The 25,479-nt window shown below is 71.9% G+C and carries 24 protein-coding genes and 2 pseudogenes; 3 read left to right on the forward strand and 23 right to left on the reverse strand.

The window, feature by feature from the left end; all coding sequences use genetic code 11:
* Positions 1-118: 118 nt before the first annotated feature.
* The 19 genes and pseudogenes from M6G65_RS21190 to M6G65_RS21280 all read right to left on the reverse strand — a co-directional run bounded on the left by M6G65_RS21190 (position 119) and on the right by M6G65_RS21280 (position 17,654).
* Positions 119-412 (reverse strand): formate dehydrogenase subunit delta, encoded by a 294-nt coding sequence (locus tag M6G65_RS21190; RefSeq protein WP_210029909.1) that lies wholly within the window; start codon positions 410-412, stop codon positions 119-121.
* Between the two features lie 9 nt (positions 413-421).
* Positions 422-3,283 carry a formate dehydrogenase subunit alpha gene (gene fdhF, locus M6G65_RS21195; protein WP_250102842.1) on the reverse strand — a complete coding sequence of 954 codons (2,862 nt, stop codon included), beginning with the start codon at positions 3,281-3,283 and terminating at the stop codon, positions 422-424.
* A 10-nt stretch (positions 3,284-3,293) separates the two neighbouring features.
* Positions 3,294-4,853 (reverse strand): formate dehydrogenase beta subunit, encoded by a 1,560-nt coding sequence (locus tag M6G65_RS21200; RefSeq protein WP_238196252.1) that lies wholly within the window; start codon positions 4,851-4,853, stop codon positions 3,294-3,296.
* On the reverse strand, positions 4,850-5,323 hold the full coding sequence (locus M6G65_RS21205; protein ID WP_238196251.1) for a formate dehydrogenase subunit gamma: 474 nt from the start codon (positions 5,321-5,323) through the stop codon (positions 4,850-4,852). The genes M6G65_RS21200 and M6G65_RS21205 overlap by 4 nt, the downstream gene beginning before the upstream one ends.
* 323 nt (positions 5,324-5,646) lie before the next feature.
* Positions 5,647-6,302, reverse strand: a pseudogene (locus M6G65_RS21210) (glutathione S-transferase family protein).
* A 96-nt stretch (positions 6,303-6,398) separates the two neighbouring features.
* Positions 6,399-6,863 (reverse strand): cytochrome c-type biogenesis protein, encoded by a 465-nt coding sequence (locus M6G65_RS21215; protein WP_238196249.1) that lies wholly within the window; start codon positions 6,861-6,863, stop codon positions 6,399-6,401.
* Entirely contained in the window at positions 6,863-8,863 is a 2,001-nt protein-coding gene (locus tag M6G65_RS21220) for a heme lyase CcmF/NrfE family subunit (RefSeq protein WP_238196248.1), read from the reverse strand. Before M6G65_RS21220 ends, M6G65_RS21215 begins: the two co-directional genes overlap by 1 nt.
* Positions 8,864-8,873: 10 nt before the next feature.
* Complete coding sequence (ccmE, locus tag M6G65_RS21225) at positions 8,874-9,386, reverse strand: cytochrome c maturation protein CcmE (protein ID WP_250102843.1); 513 nt, start codon at positions 9,384-9,386, stop codon at positions 8,874-8,876.
* 181 nt (positions 9,387-9,567) lie between these two features.
* On the reverse strand, positions 9,568-11,049 hold the full coding sequence (gene ccmI, locus M6G65_RS21230) for a c-type cytochrome biogenesis protein CcmI (protein ID WP_250102844.1): 1,482 nt from the start codon (positions 11,047-11,049) through the stop codon (positions 9,568-9,570).
* Between the two features lie 223 nt (positions 11,050-11,272).
* Positions 11,273-12,690: pseudogene (locus M6G65_RS21235) on the reverse strand (ATP-binding protein).
* Complete coding sequence (locus M6G65_RS21240; protein WP_238196245.1) at positions 12,687-13,007, reverse strand: DUF2335 domain-containing protein; 321 nt, start codon at positions 13,005-13,007, stop codon at positions 12,687-12,689. The pseudogene M6G65_RS21235 and the gene M6G65_RS21240 overlap by 4 nt, the downstream one beginning before the upstream one ends.
* Positions 13,008-13,122: 115 nt before the next feature.
* Positions 13,123-13,347, reverse strand: a complete 225-nt coding sequence (locus M6G65_RS21245) for a hypothetical protein (RefSeq protein ID WP_238196244.1) — start codon at positions 13,345-13,347, stop codon at positions 13,123-13,125.
* A gap of 74 nt (positions 13,348-13,421) precedes the next feature.
* Positions 13,422-14,540, reverse strand: coding sequence for a 2-methylaconitate cis-trans isomerase PrpF family protein (locus M6G65_RS21250; RefSeq protein ID WP_430929580.1), 1,119 nt, complete (start codon positions 14,538-14,540; stop codon positions 13,422-13,424).
* A 38-nt stretch (positions 14,541-14,578) separates the two neighbouring features.
* Positions 14,579-15,256, reverse strand: a complete 678-nt coding sequence (locus tag M6G65_RS21255) for a response regulator transcription factor (protein WP_192709888.1) — start codon at positions 15,254-15,256, stop codon at positions 14,579-14,581.
* A gap of 35 nt (positions 15,257-15,291) precedes the next feature.
* The gene (locus M6G65_RS21260) at positions 15,292-15,663 is read right to left on the reverse strand and encodes a PepSY domain-containing protein (protein ID WP_238196242.1); all 372 of its coding nucleotides are present in this window, start codon (positions 15,661-15,663) and stop codon (positions 15,292-15,294) included.
* A 198-nt stretch (positions 15,664-15,861) separates the two neighbouring features.
* Positions 15,862-16,086, reverse strand: a complete 225-nt coding sequence (locus M6G65_RS21265) for a hypothetical protein (protein ID WP_238196241.1) — start codon at positions 16,084-16,086, stop codon at positions 15,862-15,864.
* A 1-nt stretch (position 16,087) separates the two neighbouring features.
* Positions 16,088-16,528 carry a hypothetical protein gene (locus M6G65_RS21270; protein WP_250102846.1) on the reverse strand — a complete coding sequence of 147 codons (441 nt, stop codon included), beginning with the start codon at positions 16,526-16,528 and terminating at the stop codon, positions 16,088-16,090.
* 4 nt (positions 16,529-16,532) lie between these two features.
* The gene (locus M6G65_RS21275) at positions 16,533-17,078 is read right to left on the reverse strand and encodes a hypothetical protein (protein ID WP_238196239.1); all 546 of its coding nucleotides are present in this window, start codon (positions 17,076-17,078) and stop codon (positions 16,533-16,535) included.
* A gap of 60 nt (positions 17,079-17,138) precedes the next feature.
* Positions 17,139-17,654, reverse strand: coding sequence for a phage tail tip lysozyme (locus tag M6G65_RS21280; protein ID WP_238196238.1), 516 nt, complete (start codon positions 17,652-17,654; stop codon positions 17,139-17,141).
* Between the two features lie 78 nt (positions 17,655-17,732).
* Between M6G65_RS21280 and M6G65_RS21285 the strand changes: the two genes are divergently transcribed.
* Entirely contained in the window at positions 17,733-18,287 is a 555-nt protein-coding gene (locus tag M6G65_RS21285) for a GDSL-type esterase/lipase family protein (RefSeq protein ID WP_238196237.1), read from the forward strand.
* A gap of 250 nt (positions 18,288-18,537) precedes the next feature.
* Here M6G65_RS21285 and M6G65_RS21290 read toward each other — a convergent pair whose 3' ends face one another.
* Positions 18,538-19,518, reverse strand: coding sequence for a DUF2793 domain-containing protein (locus M6G65_RS21290; protein WP_250102847.1), 981 nt, complete (start codon positions 19,516-19,518; stop codon positions 18,538-18,540).
* A gap of 17 nt (positions 19,519-19,535) precedes the next feature.
* Positions 19,536-23,429: a baseplate multidomain protein megatron gene (locus M6G65_RS21295; protein WP_238196235.1), complete on the reverse strand. Its 3,894-nt coding sequence runs from the start codon at positions 23,427-23,429 to the stop codon at positions 19,536-19,538.
* Between the two features lie 117 nt (positions 23,430-23,546).
* On the opposite strand from M6G65_RS21295, the gene M6G65_RS21300 reads away from it, so the two are divergent.
* Both M6G65_RS21300 and M6G65_RS21305 read left to right on the forward strand, forming a co-directional pair.
* Positions 23,547-23,864, forward strand: coding sequence for a type II toxin-antitoxin system RelE/ParE family toxin (locus M6G65_RS21300; RefSeq protein WP_373323747.1), 318 nt, complete (start codon positions 23,547-23,549; stop codon positions 23,862-23,864).
* Complete coding sequence (locus tag M6G65_RS21305) at positions 23,861-24,142, forward strand: helix-turn-helix domain-containing protein (protein WP_238196233.1); 282 nt, start codon at positions 23,861-23,863, stop codon at positions 24,140-24,142. The genes M6G65_RS21300 and M6G65_RS21305 overlap by 4 nt, the downstream gene beginning before the upstream one ends.
* Here M6G65_RS21305 and M6G65_RS21310 read toward each other — a convergent pair.
* On the reverse strand, positions 24,107-24,604 hold the full coding sequence (locus M6G65_RS21310; protein WP_238196232.1) for an NlpC/P60 family protein: 498 nt from the start codon (positions 24,602-24,604) through the stop codon (positions 24,107-24,109). The genes M6G65_RS21305 and M6G65_RS21310 overlap by 36 nt on opposite strands.
* A complete protein-coding gene (locus tag M6G65_RS21315) occupies positions 24,601-25,476 on the reverse strand; it encodes a DUF2163 domain-containing protein (RefSeq protein ID WP_238196231.1) in 876 nt (291 codons plus the stop codon). The genes M6G65_RS21310 and M6G65_RS21315 overlap by 4 nt, the downstream gene beginning before the upstream one ends.
* Positions 25,477-25,479: the final 3 nt, after the last annotated feature.

Consider the following 25,479-nt stretch of genomic DNA (forward strand, 5'->3'; position numbering starts at 1 on the left):
CACAACGCGCAGACGACACTTTTAATCCTGATTGCAACAGTTTGTATGCGCAGCGGCGAACGAAAAAGGGCCCCGCAAGGGGCCCTGATCTCGCTCTCTACGCAATTCGACCCCGGTCTCAGCCGGCGTCGCTGGCGCCGGCCCCGGCGAGCTGCGGATCCCGGGTCGCCGGACGCACCGGGCTGTCGGCCGCCGGCTCCTCGCCGTGCAGCGCCCGCCGCACGTAGCTGTCGACCCGGTCGCCCTGTTCCGGCAGGGCGGCCTCGAGATGCGCGATCATCTTGGGCGTCCAGAACGCCTTGATGTGCTTCTGGATTCCGGCCACCGCCTCCTCCTCCGGGTAGGACCGGAAGAAGGTGGCGATCTGGTTGGCCATGCGGACGAGCTTGTCCGCCTGTGTCACGGCGCTCATCGGATACTCTTACTCTGCCGCGTCGAGCGTCTGGGCGATCCGGGTCAGGGAGAAGTCCTCCTCGTAGAACTTCGCCTGCCAGTCGGAGGGCCGGTTGGTCCGCCGGACCTGCACCGCCGTCACCTTGTACTCGGGGCAGTTGGTCGCCCAGTCCGAGTAGTCGGTGGTGATCACGTTGGCGCCGGTCTTGGCGTGGTGGAAGGTGGTGTAGACCACGCCCGGCTGCATCCGCTCGGAGACCTTGGCCTTCAGGGCGATGTCGCCCGAGCGGCTCTCCAGGGCGACGAGGTCGCCGTCGGCGATGCCGCGCAGCTCCGCGTCGAACGGGTGGATCTCCAGCACGTCCTCCTCGTGCCAGCGCGAATTCTCGGTGCGCCGGGTCTGCGCGCCGACATTGTACTGGGACAGGATCCGGCCCGTGGTGAGGATCAGCGGGAACTTCGCCCCCGTCCGCTCCTCGGTGGCCACGAACTCGGTGATCATGAACCGGCCCTTGCCGCGGACGAACCGGTCCACGTGCATCATCGGCGTGCCGAGCGGCGCCTTCTCGTTGCAGGGCCACTGCACGGAGCCGAGCTCGTCGAGCTTGGCATAGGAGACGCCGGTGAAGCTCGGGGTGAGCGAGGCGATCTCGTCCATGATCTCGGACGGGTGGCTGTAGTTCATCGGGTAGCCCAGCGCGTTGGAGAGCAGCACCGTGCCCTCCCAGTCGCCGTAGCCGCCCATCGGGGCCATGACCTTGCGCACGCGGGAGATGCGGCGCTCGGCGTTGGTGAAGGTCCCGTCCTTCTCCAGGAACGAGGCGCCCGGCAGGAAGACGTGGGCGTACTTGGCGGTCTCGTTCAGGAACAGGTCCTGGACGACGATGCACTCCATCGCCTTGAGGCCCGAGGTCACGTGGTGCGTGTCCGGGTCGGACTGCGCGATGTCCTCGCCCTGGATGTACATGCCCTTGAACGAGCCCTCGACGGCCTCGTCGAGCATGTTGGTGATGCGCAGGCCCGGCGCGTTGTCGAGCTTGGCGCCCCAGAGGGCCTCGAAGCTCTCGCGGGTCGCGTCGTCCGACACGTGGCGGTAGCCGGTGAGCTCGTGCGGGAACGAGCCCATGTCGCAGGAGCCCTGGACGTTGTTCTGGCCGCGCAGCGGGTTCACGCCGGCGCCGAGCTTGCCGATGTTGCCGGTGGCCATGGCGATGTTGGCCATGCCCATGACCATGGTCGAGCCCTGGCTGTGCTCGGTGACGCCGAGGCCATAGTAGATGCCGGCCGCGCCGCCCTTGGCGTAGAGCCGGGCCGCGCCGCGGACCTGCTCGGGGTCGAGGCCGGTGAACTGCTGCTGGTTCTCCGGGGAGTGGCGCTCCTCGGCGATGAACCGGGCCCAGGACTCGAACTCGGCGAGGTCGCAGCGCTCGCGGACATAGGCCTCGTCAATCAGCCCCTCGGTGACGATCACGTGCGCCAGCGAGTTGATGAAGGCGACGTTGGAGCCGGGCTTCAACGGCAGATGGTAATCGGCCTTGATGTGGGCCGACTTCACCAGGTCGATCTTGCGCGGATCGGCGACGATCAGTTTGGCGCCCTGGCGCAGGCGCTTCTTCATGCGCGAGCCGAAGACCGGATGGCCGTCAGTCGGGTTCGCGCCGATCACTAGGATCACGTCGGAATGCTCGACCGACTTGAAGTCCTGGGTGCCGGCCGAGGTGCCGAGCGTCGACATCAGGCCGTAGCCGGTCGGCGAGTGGCAGACCCGGGCGCAGGTATCGACGTTGTTGTTGCCGAAGGCGGCGCGCACGAGCTTCTGGACGAGGTAGGCCTCCTCGTTGGTGCAGCGCGACGACGTGATGCCGCCGACCGAATCCTTGCCGTACTTGGCCTGGATCCGCTTGAACTCGGAGGCCGCGCGGTCGATCGCCTCCTCCCATGAGACCTCGCGCCACGGATCCGTGATCTTCTCGCGGATCATCGGCTTGGTGATGCGGTCCTTGTGGGTGGCGTAGCCGTAGGCGAAGCGGCCCTTCACGCAGCTATGGCCCTCGTTGGCCTTGCCGCCCTTGTACGGAACCATGCGGACGACGCGCTCGCCCTGCATCTCGGCCTTGAACGAGCAGCCGACGCCGCAATACGCGCAGGTCGTGACCTCCGCGTGCTCGGGCTGGCCGTACTCGTGGATCGACTTCTCCTGCAGCGTCGCGGTCGGGCAGGCCTGCACGCAGGCGCCGCAGGACACGCACTCGGACTCGAAGAAATTGGTCGGGCCGGCCGCCACACGGCTGTCGAAGCCGCGGCCCGCGATGGTCAGCGCGAAGGTGCCCTGCACCTCCTCGCAGGCGCGGACGCAGCGGTTGCAGACGATGCACTTCGACGGGTCGTAGGTGAAGTACGGGTTCGACTCGTCCTTCGGCAGGTACTTTTCCGAGCTCGGCCGGACGTGGTTGTCGCCCTCGTAGCCGTAGCGCACGTCGCGCAGGCCGACGACGCCCGCCTGGGTCTGCAGCTCGCAGTCGCCGTTCGCCGCGCAGGTCAGGCAGTCGAGAGGGTGGTCGGAGATGTAGAGCTCCATCACGCCCTTGCGGAGCTTGGCGAGCTTCTCGTTCTGCGTGTGCACCACCATGCCGTTCTCGGCCGGGGTCGTGCAGGAGGCCGGGGTGCCGCGGCGGCCCTCGATCTCCACGAGGCACAGGCGGCAGGAGCCGAACGGCTCCAGGCTGTCGGTGGCGCAGAGCTTCGGGATCTGCGTCCCGGCATGCATCGCCGCCGCCATCACCGAGGTGCCGGCCGGCACCGTCACCGACATGCCGTCGATCGTCAGGGTGACGGTCTGCTCCGCAACCCGGATCGGCGTGCCGTAGTCGATCTCCTTGATCAGGCCCATCGACGTCTCCTCACTCGGCCGCGGCCGGCAGATCGCCGGCGCGCCTGAAATCCTCGGGGAAATGGGTGATCGCGCTCATGACCGGCATCGGGGTGAGGCCGCCCATGGCGCAGAGCGACCCGTCGGTCATGATCTCGCAGAGGTCCTCGACCAGCTTCAGGTTGGCGTCCGGCCGGATGCCGGCGATCACCTTGTCCATGGTCTCGACGCCGCGGGTCGCGCCGATGCGGCACGGGGTGCACTTGCCGCACGACTCGGTGGCACAGAACTCGAAGGCGAAGCGGGCCTGGGCGGCCATGTCGACAGTGTCGTCGAACACCACGATGCCGCCGTGGCCGACGAGGCCCTTCTTGGCCGCCATCGCCTCGTAATCTAGGGGCGTGTCGAGGAGATGATCGGGGAAGTAGGCCCCGAGCGGCCCGCCGACCTGCACGGCCCGGACCGGCCGGCCCGAACGGGTGCCGCCGCCGAAATCCTCGATCACCTGCCGGAGGGTGATGCCGAAGGCCACCTCAATCAGGCCGCCGTGCTTGATGTTGCCGGCGAGCTGGATCGGCAGGGTGCCGAGCGACCGGCCCATGCCGTAATCGGCATAGGCCCTGGCGCCGTTCTCCAGGATCCACGGCACGGCCGTGAAGGTCATGACGTTGTTGACCAGCGTCGGCTTGCCGAGGAAGCCCTTGAGCGCCGGGATCGGCGGCTTGGCGCGGACGATGCCGCGCTTGCCTTCGAGGCTCTCCAGCAGCGAGGTCTCCTCACCGCAGATATAGGCGCCGGCGCCGAGGCGCACTTCCAGGTGGAAGCTCTTACCCGAGCCCAGGATGTTGTCGCCGAGCACGCCCGCCTTAACGCCGTTGGCGATCGCCTCCCTCAGGATGGCGAAGGCCTGCGGGTACTCGGAGCGCAGGTAGATGTAGCCGCGCGTGGCGCCGGTCGCGACGCCCGCGATGGTCATGCCCTCGATGAGGTTGAAGGGGTCGCCCTCCATCATCATCCGGTCCGCGAAGGTGCCGGAATCGCCCTCGTCGGCGTTGCAGACCACGTATTTCTGGTCCGCCTTGGCGAGCATCACGGTGTTCCACTTGATGCCGGCCGGGAAGCCGGCACCGCCCCGGCCGCGCAGGCCGGAATCGCGCACTGCCGCCACGACGCCCTCGGCATCGAGCTTCAGGGCGGCCTCAAGGCCGCGATAGCCGCCATGCGCCCGGTAATCGTCCACGGAAACCGGGTCGATCACGCCGCAGCGGTGGAAGGTCAGGCGCTGCTGCCGGGCGAGATAGGGGATCTTCTCCGGATCGCCGAGGCGCAGGGCGTGGTCGCCGCCGGTGGTCAGGCCGGCATCCAGCAGGGCGTCGACATCCTTGACCGTTACCGGCCCGTAGGCGACGCGCCCCTCAGGCGTGCCGACCTCGACCATCGGCTCCAGCCAGAACAGGCCACGGGAGCCGGTCCGGACGATGGTGACGTCCAGACCGCGGCGCTCTGCGCCCGCGAACAGGGCGCGGGCGACCTTGTTGGCGCCGAGACCGAGGGCGACTGCATCGCGCGGAACGTAGAGCGTGACGCTCACTGGCGCACCTCCGTCAGGGCAGCTTCGAGGGCGTCGGCGGTCAGGTGCGCGACCGGCTCACCATCGACCAGCGCGGCGGGACCGTTGGCGCAGAGGCCGAGGCAGTAGACCGGCTCGACCGTGGTGCTGCCGTCGGCGGTGGTCTCGTGCCAGCCGCAGCCAAGGCGGCCGAGGATCTCGCGGTGCAGCTTGTCGGAGCCCATGGCCTGGCAGGCTTCGGCCCGGCACAGCTTCACCTCGTGGCGGCCGGCGGGGTGGGCGCGGAAGTCGTGGTAAAAGGTGATGCAGCCGTGCACCTCGGCGCGCGACAGGTTCAGCGCGTCCGCGATCAGCGGCACGGCGCCGGAGTCCACGTAGCCGAAGGTTTCCTGCAGTGCGTGCAGGATCGGCAGCGTGGCCCCTTCGAGATGCGTATGTTCGGCGATGATCCCGGTGGCGCGTTCCGCGCTCCAGGGCTCGTGACGCGCCATGGTTCCCAGCCCAGTCTGTTCCTGTTCTAATGCGAAGAGGAACAGAAATGCCGAATGGCTTCAATCGAGCTGTCCGGTTGGGCGACAAAGGACGTTTGTCGAGCTGTAACGCGTCGGTGCCGGCGACGGGCACGTTCCGTTAAAGTGTTGCCGCAGCGCGGTTTTTCAAATCGCCTCAGCAGCTACAATTTCTTGCGTGCATCGCAACATAAATTTGTGCCCTGCAAGAAATTGCATTCCTCTGCATCGGGTCCTGTCCGTCCGGGCTAAGCCTGCCGTCCTTGCAAGCGGAGGCGCGCTCCGAGACCGAAGCCCCGGCCGCGTCAGAATTCCATCTCCAATTCCTCGATTTCATCCGGCTCGTCGGCCGCGGCCTCGGCCCACTCGACCATCAGCGGCCAGTGCAGGATCGTGTCGCGGTAGGCGGCGGCCCGGGGCGGCAACGCGACGTCGTAGGTGCGGAAGCGCGTGCAGACCGGCGCGTACATGGCGTCGGCCGGCACGGCTTGGCGCCGAACAGGAACGGTCCCTCGTACCGGTCGAGGCAATCATCGAAGATCGTGACGATGCGCTCGATATCGGCCTTCGCGCCGTTGAACACGCGGAACGCCGGGTGGAAGGCGCGCAGGTTCATCGGCAGAGCCGAGCGCAGGTTGACGAAGCCCGAGTGCATCTCGCCGGAGATCGACCGGCAATGGGCGCGCTCCGCGACGTTGCCGGGCAGGAAGCCGGCTTCCGGGAAGGTCTCGGCGAGATACTCGGCGATGGCCAGCGTGTCCCAGACGACCACGTCGCCGTGGCGCAGGCGCGGCACCAGGAAGGACGGCGACAGGTGCAGCAGCTCGGCCCGGCTGGTGGCGTCGGTGCCGGACAGGACCTCAGTCTCGAAATCGAGACCCGCCATCCGGCAGATCAGCCAGCCTCGCAGGGACCAGGAGGAATAGTTGCGGCTCGAGATGGTGAGCGTAGCGGCCGTCATCGTCCAACCCCGGGCGCGTCGCCGATCATGCGGTCTGCGGAGCCAGATCCAAGACTCGTGCCGAGCAGAGCGGGCGAATCACACTTTCGCCCGATTCTACTCCCGTCGCAGCAGCGCCGCGACCTCCGCCTCCTCGATAGCCGACAGGCTCCGGACCGGCGCCGCCGGCCGACGGCGCGCGAGGCGCCAGATCCCCAACCCGCCGAGCAGCACCGCCAGCACAGGCGTCAGCCACAGCAGCAGGGTGTGCAGCGCGAAGACCGGACGCAGCAGCACGAACTCGCCGTAGCGGGCCACGACGTAGTCGCGCACCGCCGTGTCGCTGTCGCCCTTCTCCAGCCGCTCGCGGACGATCAGGCGCAGGTCCTTGGCGAGCGGCGCGTCGGAATCGTCGATCGACTGGTTCTGGCAGACGAGGCAGCGCAGTTCGGCCGAGATCGCCCGGGCGCGGTGCTCCAGGGCCGGATCCTTCAGCACTTCGTCGGGCTGGACGGCGTGGGCGGGAAGCGATGCCAGCAGGGCGAGCGCCAGCACCGTGGGTCGGATCGAGCGGCTCGCCATCACTCGGCCGGCACCGCGGCCGGGAGCGGCCGGGCCTTCGCCTTGGCGGGGACACCCACGCGCATCCGACGGTCGGTGAGCGAGAGCCCGCCGCCCAGCGCCATCACCACGGCCCCGAGCCAGATCAGCAGCACCAGCGGCTTGTAATACAGCCGCAGGCCGACACCGCCGTCCTGGCTCATCTCGCCGAGGCTGGCATAGACTTGGCTTGCACCGATCGTCAGCAGCCCGGATTCCGTCACCGCCATCTTGCGGCTCGGGTAGAAGCGCTTGCCGGTGTCCACGTGCCCGACCTCGTCACCGGAGCGGGTCCGGATCGTCAGGCTGGCGGCGGCCTCCTCATAGTTGGGACCCTGGCGGGGGCCGACGCTGTCCAGGGTCGCCACGTAGGGCCCGGTCGCAAGGCTCTGGCCGGGCTTGAGGGTCGCCAGCCCTTCGGTAGCCCAGCCCTGGGCGGCGATGCCCAGCACCACGACGCCGACACCGGCATGGGCGAGCGCGGTGCCCCAGGCCGAGCGCGGTAGGCCGACGGCGCGGCGTCCGATCTGTCCGAGCGAGCGCGCCCGGCTGGCGCCGTAGCCGCGGGCCCGCGACACGACCTCCAGCGCGGAGCCGATCAGCAGGTAGGCACCGAGCCCGATCCCCACCGGCGCCATGACCGGGCCGCCCCAGGTCAGGGCCAGCACCGCGAAGCCGACGACCAGGGCCACCGCGAGCGCGGCGAACAGGCGCTGGGCGGCGGCGAGCACGTCGCCGCGCTTCCAGGCGAGCGCCTGCCCGAAGGGCACGATCAGGAGGAGCGGGATAGCGAGCGGCACGAAGGTGGAGTTGAAGAAGGGCGGCCCGACCGTGATCTTCTCGCCGGTCAGCATCTCCAGCACCAGCGGGTAGAGGGTCCCGACCAGCACGGTGGCGCAGGCGGCCACCAGGAACAGGTTGTTGAGGACGAGCGAGCCCTCGCGGGAGATCGGGGCGAACAGGCCGCCCTGCCGCAGCAGCGGCGCCCGCCACGCGAACAGCGTCAGCGAGCCGCCGATGAACAGCACCAGGATCGCCAGGATGAACACGCCGCGCGTCGGGTCGGTGGCGAAGGAATGCACCGAGGTGATCACGCCCGAGCGGACCAGGAAGGTGCCGATCAGCGAGAGCGAGAAGGTCAGGATGGCGAGCAGAACCGTCCAGACCTTCAGAGCGTCGCGCTTCTCCATCACCACGGTGGAGTGCAGCAGCGCCGTTCCGGCGATCCACGGCATCAGGGAGGCGTTCTCCACCGGATCCCAGAACCACCAGCCGCCCCAGCCGAGCTCGTAATAGGCCCAGTAGGAGCCCATCGCGATGCCGAGGGTCAGGAAGCACCACGCGGTCAATGTCCAGGGTCGCACCGCCCGCGCCCAGACGGCGTCGATGCGCCCATCGATCAGCGCGGCCACCGCGAAGGCGAAGCTGATCGAGAAGCCGACATAGCCGACGTAGAGGAGCGGCGGGTGGATCGCGAGGCCCGGATCCTGCAGCAGCGGGTTGAGGTCGTTGCCCTCGACCGGCGCCGGGATCACGCGGCTGAACGGGTTCGAGGTCGTGATGATGAACAGCAGGAAGACGAAGGTGATGAGCCCCTGCACGCCCAGCGTGCTGGCCCGCAGCCGCGGCGGCACGGAATTCCTGGCCGCCGCCACGCAGGCGCCGAACAGCGTGAGGATCAGGACCCAGAGGAGCATCGAGCCCTCGTGATTCCCCCAGACGCCGGAGATCTTGTAGATCAGCGGCTTCTGGGTGTGCGAGTTCTCGACGACGTTCTGGACCGAGAAGTCGGACGTCACATGCGCCCAGGTCAGCGCCGCGAAGGCGAAGAGCACGCAGCCGAAGGCGCCCAGAGCCGCCTGCGAGGCGGTCTGGCGCAGGGCCGGGTCGCCGGTGCGCGCCGCCCAGATGGGCATCACCATCTGGACGAGAGAGATCGCGAGCGCGAGCGCGAGCGCGAAATGGCCGGTCTCAACGATCATGCCGGCTTCCTCACCGCTCGCTGCGGGGACCGAGCGTCCCGTCGGCCGAGGCGGTCGCCGGCTTCGGGGCGGGCCCGCCCTTGTTCGGGCCGCCCTCCTGCCAGCGCCCCTGCGCCTTCAGGGCGTCGGCGACCTCGCGGGGCATGTAGGATTCGTCGTGCTTGGCAAGCACCGTGTCGGCGCGGAACCGACCGCCCGGCTCCAAGACACCTTCGGTGACCACGCCCTGTCCCTCGCGGAACAGGTCCGGCAGCAGGCCCTTGTACTGGACCTCGACGGTGGCGTTGGTGTCGGTCACGGCGAAGTCCACGACCTCGTCCGGCCCGCGCTTCACCGAGCCGTCCTTCACGAGGCCCCCGAGACGCAGGCGGGTGCCGGGCGCGATGCCCTGCAGGGCGATGTCGGACGGCGAGCGGAAGAACACGATCGAGCCGCTCATGGCGTACAGGATCAGCCCCACGGCGAGCGCCAGCACGCTGCCGCAGGCGGCGATCAGGATCAGGCGGCGTTTCTTACGCGTCACGATGCGTCCACCCCGCGATTCGGCGGGCGAGGATCCGCCCAGGTCCGAACCGTTCTCATTCTACACTCCAGGGTGTCGGCTCCGCACGGGCGCGGGTCAAGGGCAGGCGTCGAGACCGATTGTCGTACGGCCGACGCCGCTGCGGACACCGCGCGACCGTGTGGCGCCGGGGGTTGCAGGGTCAGGGATTGGCCTTGGCGGGCAAGTCGAGCTCCCGGGCGAGCCCGTCGAGCCGCGCCACCGCCTCGCTGTTGGCGGCGAGCGCCATCCGGGCGCGGTTGAGGGCCTTCGTCGCCTGATCGCGCTCGCCAAGGACGGTGTAGGAGCGCACGAGGCGCAGCCAATCGTCCGGCGTGCCGCCCCGGGCTGCGAGGCGCCGGTCGAGGCTCTCGACCATGCCGCGGATGGCGGCGTCGCGCTCGGCCGGCGGCATGTCGCGCACGGCCGCCATCGCCGCTCCCGTCTCGGCCTGGGCAACCGGTCCGGACGCGGCCGGCGCCCCCGCGGATGCACCGGCCTGAAGGCCGAGATCGCGGGCGCCCTGCTCCACCTGAGCAAGTCCCTGTGGATCGTTCGCCAGTGCGGTGCGGGCGCGGGCCAGGGCCGCGACGGCCTGGTCGCGGTCACCCAGCACGGTCCGGGACCGGATCAGCCGCAGCCACTCGTCGGGCGTGCCGCCGCTGGCCTTCAGCCGGGCATCGAGGCCGTCGACCATGCCGCGGATCGCCGCCTGCTGCTCCGCCGGAATCTGGGGGGCCGCCTTGGGTTCCGCGGCGGGCGGCGGCGGCTCGCCCTTCAGGCGGGCGAGCGTCTGGCGGACCACCCCGAGCCAGGGGGCCTCCGGCGGGCTCGCGGCTTCGAGGGTCGTGAGCTGGCGGATCGCCTCGCCGGTATCGCCGGCCTGCTCGGCCGCCCGCGCGAGGTAGAAGCGCGGCTTCGGCGCGTTCGGATCCTTGGCCTGCGCCTTCTCGAACAGGGCCTTGGCCTCGGGCGTGACGGTGCCGTCGCCCGCCGCCGTGAGGGCCTCGGCCTGATCGGCGAGGATGTCGGCGGTCTCGCCCTTCAGCCGCGCGATGTTCGCGTAGGCGCGGGCGGCATCGCCGAAGCGACCGGTGCGCATGTAGACCGGAGCCAGCACCGCCCAACCGCGGGCGTCGTTCGGGTCGCGGGCGAGGCGCGCCTCGATCTGGCCCACCGCCTTCATCAGCTCGTCGGTGCCGCCGCGGGCCGCCGCGCGGTCGGCGGCGGTCTGGGCGGGCAGTTCCGGGGAGCCGTAGAGGCCGTAAGCGATCAACGCCACGAGAGGGATGGTCGAGAGCGCGAAGGCCGAGGCCGCCCGGCGACGGCGCAGCCGCGGCTCGGCCGGGCGTGCCGCCTCGACCACGCCGGCATCCTCGGCCTCGAGCTGCGACTCCCGGCTCGCCCGCAGCAGGCGGCGCGCCGCCTCGGCCTTGGCCGACTCGGCCTCCTCGGGGGCGATCAGCCCGCGCTCCAGGTCGCGCCCGATCTCGGCGATCTGATCCTCGTAGAAGGCGGTCTCGGTGGCGATGGCGCTTCCGCCGGCCTCCCCGGTCGGCACGGAGGCGCGCCGCGACATCGGCCAGAGCAGGCCGAGCACGGCCGCCGCAGTCATGGCCGCCAGGATGAACCAGATCGCCGTCATCGAACCTTCGCCAGCAGGCCGGACCGGCCCGCACCTCTCCACGCCATGTGGAGCCGACAGCGTGACGCCACGACGCCCCCCGGCGGCGGCACGGTGTCACGCAACTTCACCGCGATGACAAGGCCCGAGGGGGAACCACCCCTCAGCGTGCGCGCCGACGGCCCCGGTCAAAGCTTGTTGAACACGGCGGTCCCCGACCGCCGGAGCGGCCGAGCATTCGGTCTCAATGCGCCGTCGCGCCCACCGGTGCGTCGCCCGGAACCTCCAGCACGGCCCGCAGGCCGCCCAGAGCCGCCTGCTCCAGCGTGAAGTGACCCCGGTACAGCGCGGCGAGGTCGGCCACGATGGACAGGCCCAGGCCCGAGCCGGGCTTGGATTCGTCGAGCCGCCGGCCGCGGCCGAGCACAGCCGGGCGCGCCTCCGGCGGCAGGCCGGGGCCGTCATCCTCGATGGCGACGACGAGATGGGGATAATCGTCCTTGGAGACCGCCTCGGCCCGGATCGCGACCCGGCCGTGCGCCCATTTCGAGGCGTTGTCGGCGAGGTTGCCGACCATCTCCTCGAAATCCTGGCGCTCGCCCCGGAAGCGGAGGCCCGGAGGCACGTGGACATCGTAGGCGATATCCTTGTCGCGGTAGATCTTGCCGAAGGTGCGCACGAGGCCGGCCAAGGCCGGCTCGACCTCGGTCGAGGTGCCGAGCGTGCCGGCGAGCGCGGCGGCGCGAGCCCGGTCGAGATGGTAGTTGACCTGGTCGCGCATCACCGCGGCCTGCTCGCGGATCTTCTGGGCGAGTTCCTCCGGGGCATCGGAGGCGCCGACCTCGTTGACGATGATCGAGAGCGGCGTCTTCAGGGCATGGGCGAGATTGCCGACCTGGGTGCGGGCGCGCTCCAGGATCTCGCGGTTGGTCTCGATCAGCAGATTCACCTCGCCGGTGAGCGGGGCGATGTCGCGCGGATAGGTGCCGGTGATGCGGTCGGCCTCGCCGCGGCGCACGGCGCCGAGCGCGGCGCGCATCTTCTTGAGCGGCGCCAGGCCGAACCGGATCTGCAGCAGGGTGGTGATCGCCAGCGACAGGCCGAGCAGGCCGAAGGTGATGGTCAGCGAATTGCGGAACCGGTCGACGTCGTTGACGATCTCGTCGGCCGGGCCGGCGACCCGGACCGTGTAGCGGCCCTCCTCGCCGAGATCGACATCGCGCTCCATGATGCGCAGGAGGCGCCCGTCCTGCCCTTTGCCGTAGCCCTGGCGGATCTGACCGACCCCGACCTTGCCGTCCGAATCCGTCGCGGGCGGAGCGGCACGCCGACGAGGGAGCGGGAGGTGCGCACGTCCCGCGGCTTCGCATCGGGCTTGCCGACCTGCCAGTACCAGCCGGACAGGGGCAGGTCGAAGCGCGGGTCGCCGAGCGAGAAGGTCCGGCTCTCGGGATCGTTGGGCGAGACGAGATCGGTGGCGAGATTGTTGGCGAAGACGAGCAGCCGGCTGTCGAACGACCGCTCGGTGTTCTCGCGATAGAGGGTCGTGAGGATCCAGGCCGCGATCAGCAGGATCGCCGAACTCGCGAGGAACGCCGACACGGCGAGCCTCACCGCGATGGAGCGGCGGCGCAGGGAGAAGAGGCCGATGAGGTCGATCATCGGTCGCCCGGCGATTGAGGCAGCGCGTTCGACTTCGCCGTCGCACGTTGAAAGAGAAATGCGCCCACCACGGAGGCGATGGTCCCGCCGCCTATCGTCCCGGCGACCCAAGGCTGACCAAGCCAAAGCGCAAAGGCAGAGACCGACAGGGCGGCAACCGCGAACAGCAATGCGCTGGCCTGGCCGCGCACATCACGCCGAATCGCGGCATCGAGGGCCTGCCGCTCGTAGGTACGCCGATGGTCCGCTTCCATTTCCCATTGGCGGAAGATGCGCTCGGGCGCATCCGGCACCAGACGGCCAAAGTCTTCCAGCACGGCCGGCGGGGGCAGTGGTCCTTGCCAGTAACTTCTGCGCCCGACCTCGACCGGCGACTCGCTGCGGGCCGCTGATGCGCCTTGGTCGGTCGGAACAGGCTGGCGCGCGGCGGTCCTAGTCCTGTTTGACCGGCCCACGCGACACCTCACGCTCGATCACGCCACGCAGATCGTTGCCGATTCGGAAAAAGTCGCCGCGCAAGGCTGCGGCCTCGTCGCGGTGCGGATACGGGATTGGTTCGGAGGCGGCAGGCCAGAGCGAGGCCAAGGCGTCCAGACCGCTCCAGGCACTGAACCGACGTGTCCACGGCGCCGGACCAGATTTTTCGGCGGGTGTCATGGCGAGGGCAGATCCGTGGCACAGGCCTGTGTCATGTAGAGCATTTGGCAACGACGCGACAACAGCTCTGCCGCTCAGACGGGCGGCGGCGCATCGTAGAACACCTCGCCCCGCATCAGCGGGCGCGCCGTGCGGAAGAACGACCCGCGCTCCGCCCGCCAGCGCTCGCCATCCCGCGTGACGGTGGCATCGGCGGTCAGGATGCCCGACGGCATGCCGACCCGCAGGGCGGCGTCGGTGGGCCGCGCGGCCTCGTGGACGAGGCTGCCCTCGATCCGGGCGGCCACCGCGAGGCACAGGGTGGCGGTGAGCGGCAGGGCCTGATGGGGCACGCCGTTGGAGATCACCCGGGCGGTGAGGTCGATGTCGGCAGCGCGGATCGTCTCGCCGGAGAGGCTGCCGGACTCCCGCGGCGGCGCGACGAGGCCGACGAAGGGCACGTGGACGATGCGGGCCGCCGCCTCGAGGTCCGGCGCGATGCCCATCGCCACGGAGGCGGCCCGGCGGATCCGCGCCAGACGATCGAGGAGGCCCGGCACAGCCTCCAGGGCGGCGGGCAGCTCGGTGCCGGCGAGCCCGAGATCGGCGGCGCGGACGAACACGCAGGCATTGGCGGCGTCCACCAGCGAGGCCTCGATCGTGCCGAGACCCGGCACGTCGAGCTCCTGGCGGACCGCGCCGGTGGGCAGGAGCCGGCCGGTCGTGGCGCCGCCCGGATCGGCGAAGTCGAGGCGGATCGGCGCGCCGGTGCCGGTGACGCCGGGGATCGCGAGGTCGCCGCCATAGACCGCGCGGCCGCCCCGGACGGCGAAGCGCGCCTCGATCAGCTTGCGGGTGTTGGTGTTGTAGATCCGCAGCCGCACCGGGCCGTCCGGGACGTCGGCGAGCCCCTCGTCGACCGCGAACGGTCCCACGGCCGAGAGCATGTTGCCGCAATTGCCCGAGAGGTCGATGCGGCCGTCGCGGACCACCACCTGCACGAAGGTGTAGTCGATGTCGGCGTCCGGCCGCGCGGAGCGCTCGACCACGCAGATCTTCGAGACCGACGAGACGCCCCCGCCCATGCCGTTGAGCTGCCGCCCGAACGGGTCGGGGCTGTCCATGGCGGAGAGGAAGACCGGCTCCCAGCCGGCGAGGTCACCGGGCACGTCCCGGCGGTGCAGCATCAGCGCCTTGCTGGTGCCGCCGCGCATGAACACGGCCGGCAGGGTGCCGGGCCCCGGCACGGCCGTCACACCCGCGCCGGCGGCTGGTTGGGATCCACGAGGTAGCCGAGGCCGCGCACGGTCTGGATCAGGTCGACCGCGAGCTTCTTGCGCAGGCGCCCGACGAACACCTCGATCGTGTTCGAGTCGCGGTCGAAATCCTGGTCGTAGAGGTGCTCGGTCAGCTCGGCCCGGGACACGACCCGGCCGGTATGGTGCATCAGGTAGGAGAGCAGCCGGTATTCGTGGCTCGTCAGCTTCACCTGGGCGCCGTCGACGAAGACCTTGCCGGAGCGCGTGTCGAGGGTCACCGGCCCGCAGGCGATCTGGCTGGAGGCGTGCCCGGCAGCCCGGCGCAGGAGCGCGCGGACGCGTGCCATCAGCTCCTCCATGTGGAAGGGCTTGGTGACGTAGTCGTCGGCCCCGGCATCGAACCCGTCGACCTTGTCGGACCAGCGGTCCCGGGCGGTGAGGATGATCACCGGGGTCTTCACCCCGGCCCGGCGCCACTTCTGGAGCACGCTGACGCCGTCGGCCTTGGGCAGGCCCATGTCGAGGATGATGGCATCGTAGGGCTCGCTCTCGCCGAGATAGCCGCCCTCCTCGCCGTCATAGGCCTTGTCGGCGACGTAGCCGGCCTCCTCCAGCGCGGCGACCACCTGCCGGTTGATGTCCTTGTCATCCTCCACGACGAGCAGACGCACGGCTCACTCCATTCCAGGACGGGTCAGGCGCCCGCTCAATACTGTCCGGCGACGCTTCCGGTGCGCGCGTCGACAATCACGTGCACGAAATGCCCGTCGCGGCGCAAGGCGGTGAGCATGTAGACGAGCGTGTCTTCGTAACGGCACAGGCTCGCCCGCTGGATCTCGGCCCGAGGGATGACCGTGCGGGCCGCTCGGATCGCCGCCACGGGCGGGATCACCCGCCGCTCGCCGACCTCCTCGCGCATGTCGGCGGGCGACAGGCAAGCCTCGATCCGCAGCGGGGCCTGGCTGGAGACGGCGCCCGTTTGCGGAGCCGGTCCATCATCGGCCATGGAGCCGAGGCCGCCCGCGGCGAGGGCCGCGGCAGTCAGGCTGATGGCAACCAGGGCGATGGTGTAGCGCATTGGCACGAGATGTGGGGCGCGGGCACTGAATGCGCCCTGAATACGTGGCTGTTGTTCCCTCGCGGTGGAGGCGGCGGGCTGACCGAAAGATCCTGTTCTGCGCGATAGGGCGGTGGGCGGCATCGTGCCGGCACTACGGCCCGGAACCCGGCTCGGTTCCCCCGACGGCGCCGGTTCGCACAGGCAATGCAGGACGGATCACGGAAACGGTCGCCCGGCGGGCTGCCGGCATCCCGGTTCGGGCCGGTTCGAGGCCGGCCGCGACGGGGGCGCGGCGGCCAGCGCGGTCAGGATGGCGCCGTCCGATGACCAGCCGCGCGACCCGACCTGCGCACCCAGATCGAGCGCGATGGCCAAAGCCGCCGCCCCGGAGGCTGCCAGCCAGAGGCGGTCGAGGATTTGATCCCACCGCAGCAGGTGCATCTCACCCTCCCACCACGAGCATCCAGAGTGACCGCAGGGCGGGGATCCGCGCCACGATCCAGGCAATCTGGTCCGAGAACCAGTGCACGGCCGCGGCGGCGCCGAGGAAGGCCAGAACCGTCGCGTGTTTCAGCTGCCTCAGATAGCGGCGCAGCGCCCGCCGCTCGACATGCGCGTCGACCATCTCGTCGAGCGCGGCGAGGCGCGGCTCGGTCTGGCGGGCGAACCAGGCCTGCCAGAAGGGCGGGAAGCGGATCGCCCGCGCCCGGCCCCCGAGGTCGATGCCGGGGCCGGCCTCGTCCTCGGGGAATTCGGCGCCGGGGCTGGAAGCAGGCCTTGCGGCGCGGTGCGCAGGGGGCGGCGATCGGTCATGGCAGGCGTATCCTTTCCCGGCCGGCGCCGGGCGGGACCGCCCGGCGTGATCGTTCCGCTCCCGTGACACGGCCTCAGCCCTGCCGCGCGGCACCCGGCCGGCCGTCGCGGTCGCGCAGCTCGGCCAGCGCCGGGGCGAGCACGGTCGCGGCACTCGCCTGCGGATCGAGCGGCAGGGCCCGGAAGATCCGGGCCGCGACGCCCTCCGCCCCGCCGGCCGACCGGACGACGTGGGCGGGCGCGGTGGCGAGCACATGCCGGGCGCCGGCTGCGACCACCGCGGAGCCGAGATCGACGCTGACGGTCCGGCCCTTGGCGGCGCCGGCCACGGCATTCTGGCCGAACTCCGCCCCCGCGCGGATCGCCGCCTCGACCCGGTCGCGGGTCAGCACCGAGGCCGCCCAGGGCGCGACCCGGGCGATGCCGGCGGTCACGGCCGCGGCCGCGAGCGGCACGAGGAAGGCCGAGACCGGCTGGAGCAGGCCGGTCAGCCAGTCGCCCCAGGGCAGGCTCACCCCGGTGGCGGGCAGCGCGGCGGCGGCATGCGCTGGCGACAGCAGGGCGGCGAACGGCAGGGCCGCGCAGGCGAGAGCCAGCCCCAGACGGAAGCGGTGCGTCATGGTCGATCTCCGAGGGTTGTTCGCGCGGCGGACCCGGCCGGCTCGGGAACGGGTGGAGGGTCAGCGCCGGCTCGGCAGCTTCCCCGGGGCTACCGGCCCGGCGGCGGCGCGCAGGGCGGAGAGCGCCCGGCGCGCCCAGACGAGCCGGCTCGGCAGCGCGACGATGCCGGGGCGCTCGAAGCGGCGGCAGACCACCGCGGTGGCGGCTTCGAGGCTCGCAGCGGCGCGCAGGGCTTCGAGCGCGGCGGCCTCGGTGCCGCGCAGCTCCGCGCAGAGATAGCCGTAGCCGGCCTCCGGGTCGGCCGGATCGAGGCCGCGCACCCGGCACCACGCCTCCATGGCCACGCGTCGCGGCCCGGTCCACTGGGCGAGCCCCCAGCCGCCGCGGGAGCCCGCCACCGCGGGCGCCACCTCCTGCAGCTGGCGGAAACCGCCGCTCTCGTGGCCGACATTGCCCAGGAGCCCCGCCGCCTGCAGGTCGGTCAGGCCGAGATCCCGCATCAGGCGGGGGCCCAGGCGGGCGCATTCGGCCGCGAAGACGTCGCCCGCTGCCCGGGCCGTTCCGGTGGTCGGCATGGCTGTGCTCCGGTCGGTGGCGCCCAGCACGACGCCGGGCTATGGCGGCCGCGCGGGCGCGGTGCCGAAGGAGGACGCGTGGGAAGCCGACAGGACCGGCCGCTGGTGTTCATCGGCGACTCGATCACCGCCGCCTGGGGCGTTGTGCGGGCCGAGACCTTCGCGCGTCACGGATTCGTGGCCCGGGGCGTCCCGGGCCAGACGAGCGGGCAGATCCGGGCGCGGTTCCTCCGGGACGCCGAAGGCGCGCGCGGGATCCACCTGCTCTGCGGGATCAACGACATCGCGGAGATCGGCGGCCCGGTCCCGGACCGGGAGATCGCCGCGAACATCCTGGCCATGGGTCGGCTGGCCTTCGCGGCCGGGCTGCCGCTCTGGATCGGCACCGTGATGCCGAGCGACTTCTGGGGCTGGCGGCCCGAGCTCCGGCCGGTGGCGCGGATCCGCGTCCTGAACGGGTGGCTGCGCTCCCTCTGCGACGCGGGCGCGGCCCGCCTCATCGACTATCAGACGCCCCTCGCCGACGCCTCGGGGGCGCTGGCCCGCGCCTTCACCGAGGACGGCATCCACCTCAACGCCGCGGGCTACGCGGCGGTCGAGCCCGCGATGCTCCGGGCGCTCGTCCCCGGGTGAGCGCGCCCTCCGGATCCGATGTCGGTGGCCTGAGGGAGAAATCCCGCCCCTGCAAGCGGACTTTGAGCCCCCTCTCCGTCGTTCCGGGGCGCCGCAGGCGAGCCCGGAATCCAGACCCGCCGACCGAGCCAAGTACTCCGCCACGAGCGGTTCTGGATTCCGGGCTCCGCTGCGCGGCCCCGGAATGACGGGGCGCTTGATCGAACGCGGACGCCGCATCGACCTGACGCTGCCGATCGCGCGAAACCGCTCACGCGGCGGGCCGCGCGCCGGCCGCCAGCGGCGTCCCGTCGGCCCGCTGGTAGTGCCACACACGCCAGCGGCCGGCGGAATCCGAGAGCGCGATGCACGTATCGTCGGCTTCCGTCACGATGTCGGCCCGGGTCGGCAGAACCAGGGCTTCGGGATGGTGCACCAGGGTCGCGCCGCCCGCAAAGCGCACGAACCGCTCGCGGTCGGCCGCGGTGCCGAAGCGCGTGATCCGCCCCGCGCCGGTCACGAGCACCCGCCGCGTGCCGGTGCCGCCGAGATCGGTGCTGGCGGCGGCCGCCAGGGCGGTCTCGCTGGAGGCGAAATCGATCCCGCCGGTCCGGGCCGAGGCGGTGAGCGCGGTGGCGAAGGCGGCTCCGTCGGGCGAGACCTTCAGGGAAAAATCGTCGCTGCCCAGAAGCCCGAGCAGCGCGCGCGCCGCGTAGCCGGTCTCAAGCACCAGAGCGGCGTCGCGCGCGGCGTCGCGCTTGTTCACGAAGATCCGCATGTCGCCGCTGCCCGGCGTCGCGTCGTCCCAGGTCAGCAGCGCCGCGTCCGCCTTGACGGCGAGGCGGTTGGTGGCGTCCGCCTCCGTGTTGATCCCGAGGCGGCCCAGGCTCTGGACCGCCGCGAGCGTCCGGCGGAAGCTCGTCCAGGCGGCGCCGTCGAACACGTAGAGGTCGGCCTCGTCGATCAGGTAGGCGAGCCAGCCGACCCGGGGCACCGCGCCGGTCCAGACCCCGTCGGCGTAGCGCACCACCTGCCCCCCGAGGCCCGCCCAGGCGCCGCCGGGATCGGCCGCGGTCACGAGGTAGCGGTCGCCCTCCGCGGGGCTCGGCGGCGGCGCGGTCAGGTCCTTGTCGAGGCAGGCGAGCTGCACGAGCGCGTCGATCAGGCCGAGCGCCTCGTTGTGGGTGACGTGCTTCTGGGCACGGCTCGCGGCGATCAGCGGCAGGCCGAGATGGGGCGTGGTGTCGGACATGGCGGACTCCCGGGCGTTCAGGCCGAGCGGACGGGGATGCAGGCGCGGCGGGCTGGTCCGGGGCCGGCGACGGCGCCGATCTGGGCCACGGCCAGGTCGAAGCTGGTCTGCGGGCCGCCGAAATCCGCCGCCTCATCGGCGTAGAGGAGGGTCTGGGCCTCGGCCCGGAGCGTCCGGACGGCCCTGTCCCCGGAGAAGAGCGTCACCGCGTAGGCTTCCGGCTCGTCCAGCGGGATCTCGGCCAGCTCCCAGGAATCGCCGTCGCGGCGCGCCCGACGGATCCAGGAGAGCCGCACGCCCTGCGCCTCCCGGCGCGCCCGCAGGTGGACGGGCCGTAGCGGCCGCAGTGACGCGAGGCCGGCGGTCGCCGCGAGGTCCGTGAAGGCCGGATCGCCCGGATCGCTCCCCGCCGGCCCGATCCGGTAGCGGAAGCCGCGTCCGGCCTCGTCGAGACGGTCGACCAGGGGGACCACCGCGCCGTCGTCCAGGCGCACGATCAGGCTGCCGGGCGGGGTGACCCGGGAGGCGGCGTCCTCGCTGCCCGCGAGCCCGCGCAGGAGCCCGGACAGCCGATAGGTGTCGGGGCCGGTGAGCATGGCCTCGGCGGCGCCGAGCAGCTCGACGGCCCCGTCCGGGCCGATCAGCGCGAACAGGTTGCCGCCGGCGAGCATCGCGGCCATGCGCACCGAGGCGAGCGCGCCGCCCCGGCGCAGGGTGACGTCGAGTGTCACGCCGCGCTGCAGGCGCCAGAGCGGTCCGGCCGGAAGCGCCGTCAGGGTCCGCCCCAGGCAGGCCGGATAGTCGACGCGGCCGTGGAGCGCGAGCGGCCCCGTGCCGTCCGCGCGCCAGACCGACGCCGCCCCCGGCCAGGGCTCGGCCGCCACCGCGAGGTACTGCAGCGCCGTGGGGCTGCCCCGGTCCACCGGCAGGTCGAGGGCGAGGGCCAGCGGCGGCCCCGGGAAGGCCGGCGGCGCGACGGCCGGGAGCGCCGGGCTGCGGGCGAGCCCCCGCCCGGGGCCACCGCGCGGCGGCACGCCGCTCGCCTCGATCCGGCGGCCGGTGGGGGCGTCGTCGATCCGGTCGATCTTGCGCAGCACCGTGCCGCCCGGGACGTCCGCCGGGACCGCCAGGAGGTCGCCGGGCTCCAGCTCGACCCGGCGCGGGCTCAGCGTGAACACCGCGCTGTCGCGGGCCGCGATGATCCGGTCGAGCAGCGCCTCGGCGAGGCCGTCGCCGGTCTCGCGGCGGGTGACGATCGCCGCCTCGATCCGGGTCTCGCGCCGCCGGTCGCCCGCCGGCCGCACGGCCGCCGCCGCGGCGCGGCGGTAATCCGGGCTCTCGGATTCGGTGATGCCGAGCTCCACCGAGCGCGGCAGGGCGCTCTCTTCGGCCCGGACCTGCCGGAGCACGGGTTTCTCCTCGGAGAGCCGGACCAGATCGGCCTCGGCGAGCACCACCGGCCGGTCGCGGCGCGGCCCGCGCAGGCGCAGGGTGCCGGCCACCGCCGAGACGTCGAGGCCGTAGACCTGCGCCAGGGTCTCCAGGGCGCCGCGGGCGGTGAGCGGCCGGTCGATGACGTAGCCGTCGAGATAGGCGGCGGCCTCCACGGAGACCGGCGCGTCGAAGCCGAACTCGGCGAGGATCTGCCGGACCAGCAGGTCGAGGTCGCAGCCCTCGATCCGTCCGGTGATCCAGTGGCCGATCCGCCAGTTGCCGGCATCCGCCCAGGGTCCGCGCACGGTCGGGAAGGCCGGGAACGGCCGCGCGTCCCAGGCCCAGACGTGGAGCGCCGCCGGGTCGACCATCCGGCCGCCATAGACCGGCGAGACCGGGTTGTCGGCCTCCCGGAAGCCCGGCACCGTCGGGTCGAAGCGCGCGATCACCGCGGCGACGCCGCGGAGCTGGATCAGCTCGTCGCGCAGACCCCGCGATTCCGGCGGGACGGCGCTCTCGATGGATTTCGGGTCGGGGAAGACGTTGGGCCCGTTCGTGCCCTTGTCGACCGCCGGCACCCCGATCTCGGTGAGCCAGATCGGCTTGCCCATCGGCACCCAGGCGGTGGCGCGGGTCTCGACGCCGCCGTCGCGCTCGACGTGGCGGTTCGACCACCACGCCACGAGATCCTTGGGCCGGTAGATCCAGCCCTTGCCGTAGGCGCCGTCCTCGATCGGCCTGCGGTCCTGCGCGGCGCGCCCGGCCGCGTCGGCGTAGTACCAGTCGAACCCCTCGCCCGAGGCGCCCCGATCCTTGAGGTAGGCGCGGTCGGTGATGTCGCCCGCGACCGCGAGGTCGGCGTGGTCCGGCGCGTCGCGCCAGTCCGAGACCGGCGGGTACCAGTCGATTCCCACCGCCGCGATGGCGGGATCGGCGAACAGGTCGTCGAGGGGGAAGCGGAGCGTGGCGCCGCCGTCGCGGACATCGGCGCCGTACTCGGTCCAGTCGGCACCGTAGACCAGCGCGACCGCCGGCCCGAGGCGGTCGCGCACGGCGGCGGCGAGATCGCGGAACGCCTGCACGGCCGGGTAGCCGGCGGCGCCGCGCACCCGGGTCAGGCCGACATACTCGCTGCCGATGATGAAGCCCGCGATCGGCACGCCGGACGCGGCCCAGCCCGCGGCGAGGTCGGCATAGTGCAGCACCGCGTCGCGGTAGCCGCCCGCGAAGAAGGCCGCGACCTGCGCGTCGGCCGAAGCGGTGCCGTCCGGGCTCCCGGCCAAGCCGGGCGCCGGATCGCAGGTGATGCGTCCCCTCCAGGGATAGGGCGGCTGGGTCGCGCCGGGCACGCGCGGATCGGGCAGCGCGTTGCCGGCCGGCACGTCCATCATCACGAACGGATAGAGCACCACCTCCAGCCCGCGGCGGACCAGCTCGGCCACCAGCCGCGTCAGCCCGTCATCCGAGGGCGTTCCGCCGTAGGATGGGCTGCCGTCCGGCAGGAGCGAGACCACCTCGGCCTCGGCGCGGCCGATCCCGGCGACGCGCCAGTCCGCCGGCAGCGCGTGCTTCCGGCGGCCTTCCACCTTCGGGACCACCCGGCAGGCCCCGGCCCGCAGGTCCGACCCGAACCACGTCGCCACCACGGCGACCCGACGGAGATTGGGGCAGAGCGCCTGGAGCGCGTCGAGGGACGCGATCACGTCGGTGGCGCGCTGGAGCTGGTGGCGGTTGGCGGCCTCGGTCCGGCCGAGGCCGAGATCGACGGTGACGCGGTCCGGATCGAGGCCGAACTCGCTCGCCCCGGGGATCAGGTCGACGGCGCGGATCCGGCCGCACAGGCCGTTGAACGGGCGGATCACCTCGAAGGCGAATTGCGGGACGCGGTTGCCGAAATCGGCGAGCGGCAGGGACTCGAACACCACGTAGGCGAGGCCGCGATAGGCCGGGGCGCTCTCAGGCCCCTCCTTGGCGACGATCAGCGGGTCGGGCGCCTGGTCCGGCCCGCCGGTATGGACCCGCAGGGTCAGGCCGGCCTGGTCGATCTCCTTCCCGTCCGCCCAGATCCGCCGGACGCAGGCGATCTCGCCCTCGCACAGGCCGACCGCGAGGTTGGCGAAATAGGCGTAGCGGGTGGTCACGGTCTTCTGGCCGCCCAGGCTCTTGGCCGGAGCGGCGGCGCGCGCCACCGTGGTGTTGGCGACCTCCAGCGGGTGCGTCGCCCAGATCAGGGTACCGCCGATCCGGGCCCGGCCGTAGACGCGGGGGATCGGGTCGCCCTCGGTGGAGGTGAGCCCGGCCACGTCGGCGAGCCGCGGCCCTTCGACGAAGCGGGTGTGCCGCCCGGAGCCGAACAGCGCGCCGCCGAGCGCCGCGCCCGCCACGGAGCCGAGCGCCCGCCCGAGCATACCCCCGATCGGGCCGCCCAGCGCGGTGCCGAGTGCCGTGCCGGCCGAGGACAGGATCAGCGTCGCCATGGCGGGGCTCCGGGACAGTCGGGTGCGATGGCGATTGCGACCTATACAAAAATTTGTATATTCCAGCTTCGGTCGCAGCGTTCGGGGGAAGCTGTGGGTCGGGGGCCGAAAGGCGTGGTGTTCCGCGGAAGCGCGCTCGATGATTTGCGGGCTTTTCCTCAGGAGGCCCGGCGCGCCGCCGGCTATCAGATCGACCGCGTTCAATCCGGCCGCGATCCGGACGACTGGAAGCCGATGCCGTCGATCGGTCCGGGTGTCCGGGAGATCCGCATCCGGGACCCCGGCGGCGCCTTTCGCGTGATCTACGTGGCGAAATTCTCGGACGCCGTGTTCATTCTGCACTGCTTCCGCAAGACGACGCAGAAGACGGCATCCGCCGATATCGGAGTGGCGAAGCACCGATACACAGATCTCGTTCGTGAGTTACAGTCTTGATCGATCAAAAATTCGACAGCGTCTGGGACGCCATTGAGGACTCGCCGGCTGAAGCCGCGCACATGCGCATCCGGTCGGCCTTGATGATGGCACTGCGCGATCACGTCGAGCGAACAGGTCTCAGCCAGGCGCAAGCGGCAAAGATCTTCGGCGTCACGCAACCGCGCGTCTCGGACTTGATGCGCGGGAAGATCGACCTCTTCGCCATCGACTCGTTGGTCTCGATGCTCACCGCAGCTGGGTTACAGGTCGAACTCCGCATCGCCGCAGCGGCCTGAGAAGGCCTCCGGAAACCGGAACACCCCCGTCAGGTGCCGCCGCCACCACGCGGTCAGCGCCACCTCGGCAACCACCGCGCCGTCATGGGCGTGGATCATCGCGCCGTCGCCGGTGGCGATGGCGCAGTGCCGGGCCGGCAGGTGACGGCGGAACGCGAAGAGCAGCACGTCGCCCGCGCGCGGCGCGCAGGCCGCGGGCGCATCCGGCACCGGCACGAGATGGCGGGCCGCCGCCGCGGCGAGCGGGTCGGCGCCGGGGGCGGCCGATTCCGCCCAGGTGGCGCTGTAGGGCGGCACCGCCTCGGGCTCGGCGCCGTAGAGCCCGCGCCAGACCCCGCGCAGCAGCCCGAGGCAGTCGCAGCCGACCCCGCGGAGCGAGGCCTGATGCCGGTAGGGCGTGCCCAGCCACAGGCGCGCCTCGCCGAGCGCCGCCGCGCCGACATCCCGCCGCATCGCGCTCATCGGAACAGGCTCCCGCCGTCGAGGGCGTGGTCCGAGCCCGGCACCGCCCGCATCACGGCGTCGTTGCCGGGCATGTGCGGGAAGCCTTGGAAGTTGACCGCGTTGGCGAACCGGTCGCGGCAGGTGGCGAGGCGCTTGTCGCACCCGGCCGTGACGGTGAAGGCGTCGCCGGCCGCGACCGGCCGCGGCGGCGCGCTCCAGAGCTCGAGCAGCGCACCGAGCTGGAGACGCACATCCGCCGCGAACCCGGCATTGGCCCCCTCCGTCCAGGTCAGACGGCCGCCGGTGAACAGGCCGTCCGCGAAGCCGCCGGCCAGCGCGACCGAGAGCGTTGCGGGTTCCGGAACACCGGTCACTTGGCCGGTGGTGCGCCACGGGGCGAGGTCGACCCGGCATCGGGCGTCGCCCAGAGCGGCGCCGCAGGTGGCTCGGTAGGTCCGGCCGCGCTCGGCATCGAGCCGGTGCGTGAGGCCGCGCAGCTCCGCCACGAAGGCGTCGCCCTCCCGACGGATCTCGCCGATCGTGGCGAGGTCGAGGAGCAGCCGCGTCCCGGGATGGGTCCAGTCGACCAGCCAGGTCTCCACGGTAGCCTCGTCGTAGAGGCCGCCGGCGATGTCGGCCTCGGTGAGGCCGAAGCTGCTGAGCGCCCCGGCCACGTCGCCGCCCGAGACGGCGAAGCCGAGCTCGGCGCTGGCCTCGGCCGCTTCCAGCCCGGTCCGGGCCTCGTGGACGAGGCCTGCGACGGTGAGGTCGCGGTCGTGGTCGGTGAAGCCGAGGCTGACCCCGTCCCGCCGCCGCAGGGACCAGCAGCGGCACAGGGTGGTCACGCCCCCGGCGAGATGGGCCGCGAAAGCCTCCGGGATGTCGCGCATGGT

The organism is Methylobacterium tardum (genome assembly GCF_023546765.1).
GTDB classification, from domain to species: Bacteria; Pseudomonadota; Alphaproteobacteria; order Rhizobiales; family Beijerinckiaceae; genus Methylobacterium; species Methylobacterium tardum.

Excerpts from the sequence above, each read along its gene's own strand:
- M6G65_RS21190 (WP_210029909.1), bottom strand. The coding sequence starts at position 412 with ATGAGCGCCGTGACACAGGCGGACAAGCTCGTCCGCATGGCCAACCAG.
- fdhF (WP_250102842.1), bottom strand. The coding sequence starts at position 3,283 with ATGGGCCTGATCAAGGAGATCGACTACGGCACGCCGATCCGGGTTGCG.
- M6G65_RS21205 (WP_238196251.1), bottom strand. The coding sequence starts at position 5,323 with ATGGCGCGTCACGAGCCCTGGAGCGCGGAACGCGCCACCGGGATCATC.
- M6G65_RS21215 (WP_238196249.1), bottom strand. The coding sequence starts at position 6,863 with ATGGCGAGCCGCTCGATCCGACCCACGGTGCTGGCGCTCGCCCTGCTG.
- M6G65_RS21220 (WP_238196248.1), bottom strand. The coding sequence starts at position 8,863 with ATGATCGTTGAGACCGGCCATTTCGCGCTCGCGCTCGCGCTCGCGATC.
- ccmI (WP_250102844.1), bottom strand. The coding sequence starts at position 11,049 with ATGACGGCGATCTGGTTCATCCTGGCGGCCATGACTGCGGCGGCCGTG.
- M6G65_RS21245 (WP_238196244.1), bottom strand. The coding sequence starts at position 13,347 with ATGACACCCGCCGAAAAATCTGGTCCGGCGCCGTGGACACGTCGGTTC.
- M6G65_RS21250 (WP_430929580.1), bottom strand. The coding sequence starts at position 14,540 with ATGCGCGGCGGCACCAGCAAGGCGCTGATGCTGCACCGCCGGGACGTG.
- M6G65_RS21260 (WP_238196242.1), bottom strand. The coding sequence starts at position 15,663 with ATGCGCTACACCATCGCCCTGGTTGCCATCAGCCTGACTGCCGCGGCC.
- M6G65_RS21265 (WP_238196241.1), bottom strand. The coding sequence starts at position 16,086 with ATGCACCTGCTGCGGTGGGATCAAATCCTCGACCGCCTCTGGCTGGCA.
- M6G65_RS21275 (WP_238196239.1), bottom strand. The coding sequence starts at position 17,078 with ATGACGCACCGCTTCCGTCTGGGGCTGGCTCTCGCCTGCGCGGCCCTG.
- M6G65_RS21280 (WP_238196238.1), bottom strand. The coding sequence starts at position 17,654 with ATGCCGACCACCGGAACGGCCCGGGCAGCGGGCGACGTCTTCGCGGCC.
- M6G65_RS21290 (WP_250102847.1), bottom strand. The coding sequence starts at position 19,518 with ATGTCCGACACCACGCCCCATCTCGGCCTGCCGCTGATCGCCGCGAGC.
- M6G65_RS21295 (WP_238196235.1), bottom strand. The coding sequence starts at position 23,429 with ATGGCGACGCTGATCCTGTCCTCGGCCGGCACGGCACTCGGCACCGCG.
- M6G65_RS21310 (WP_238196232.1), bottom strand. The coding sequence starts at position 24,604 with ATGAGCGCGATGCGGCGGGATGTCGGCGCGGCGGCGCTCGGCGAGGCG.
- M6G65_RS21315 (WP_238196231.1), bottom strand. The coding sequence starts at position 25,476 with ATGCGCGACATCCCGGAGGCTTTCGCGGCCCATCTCGCCGGGGGCGTG.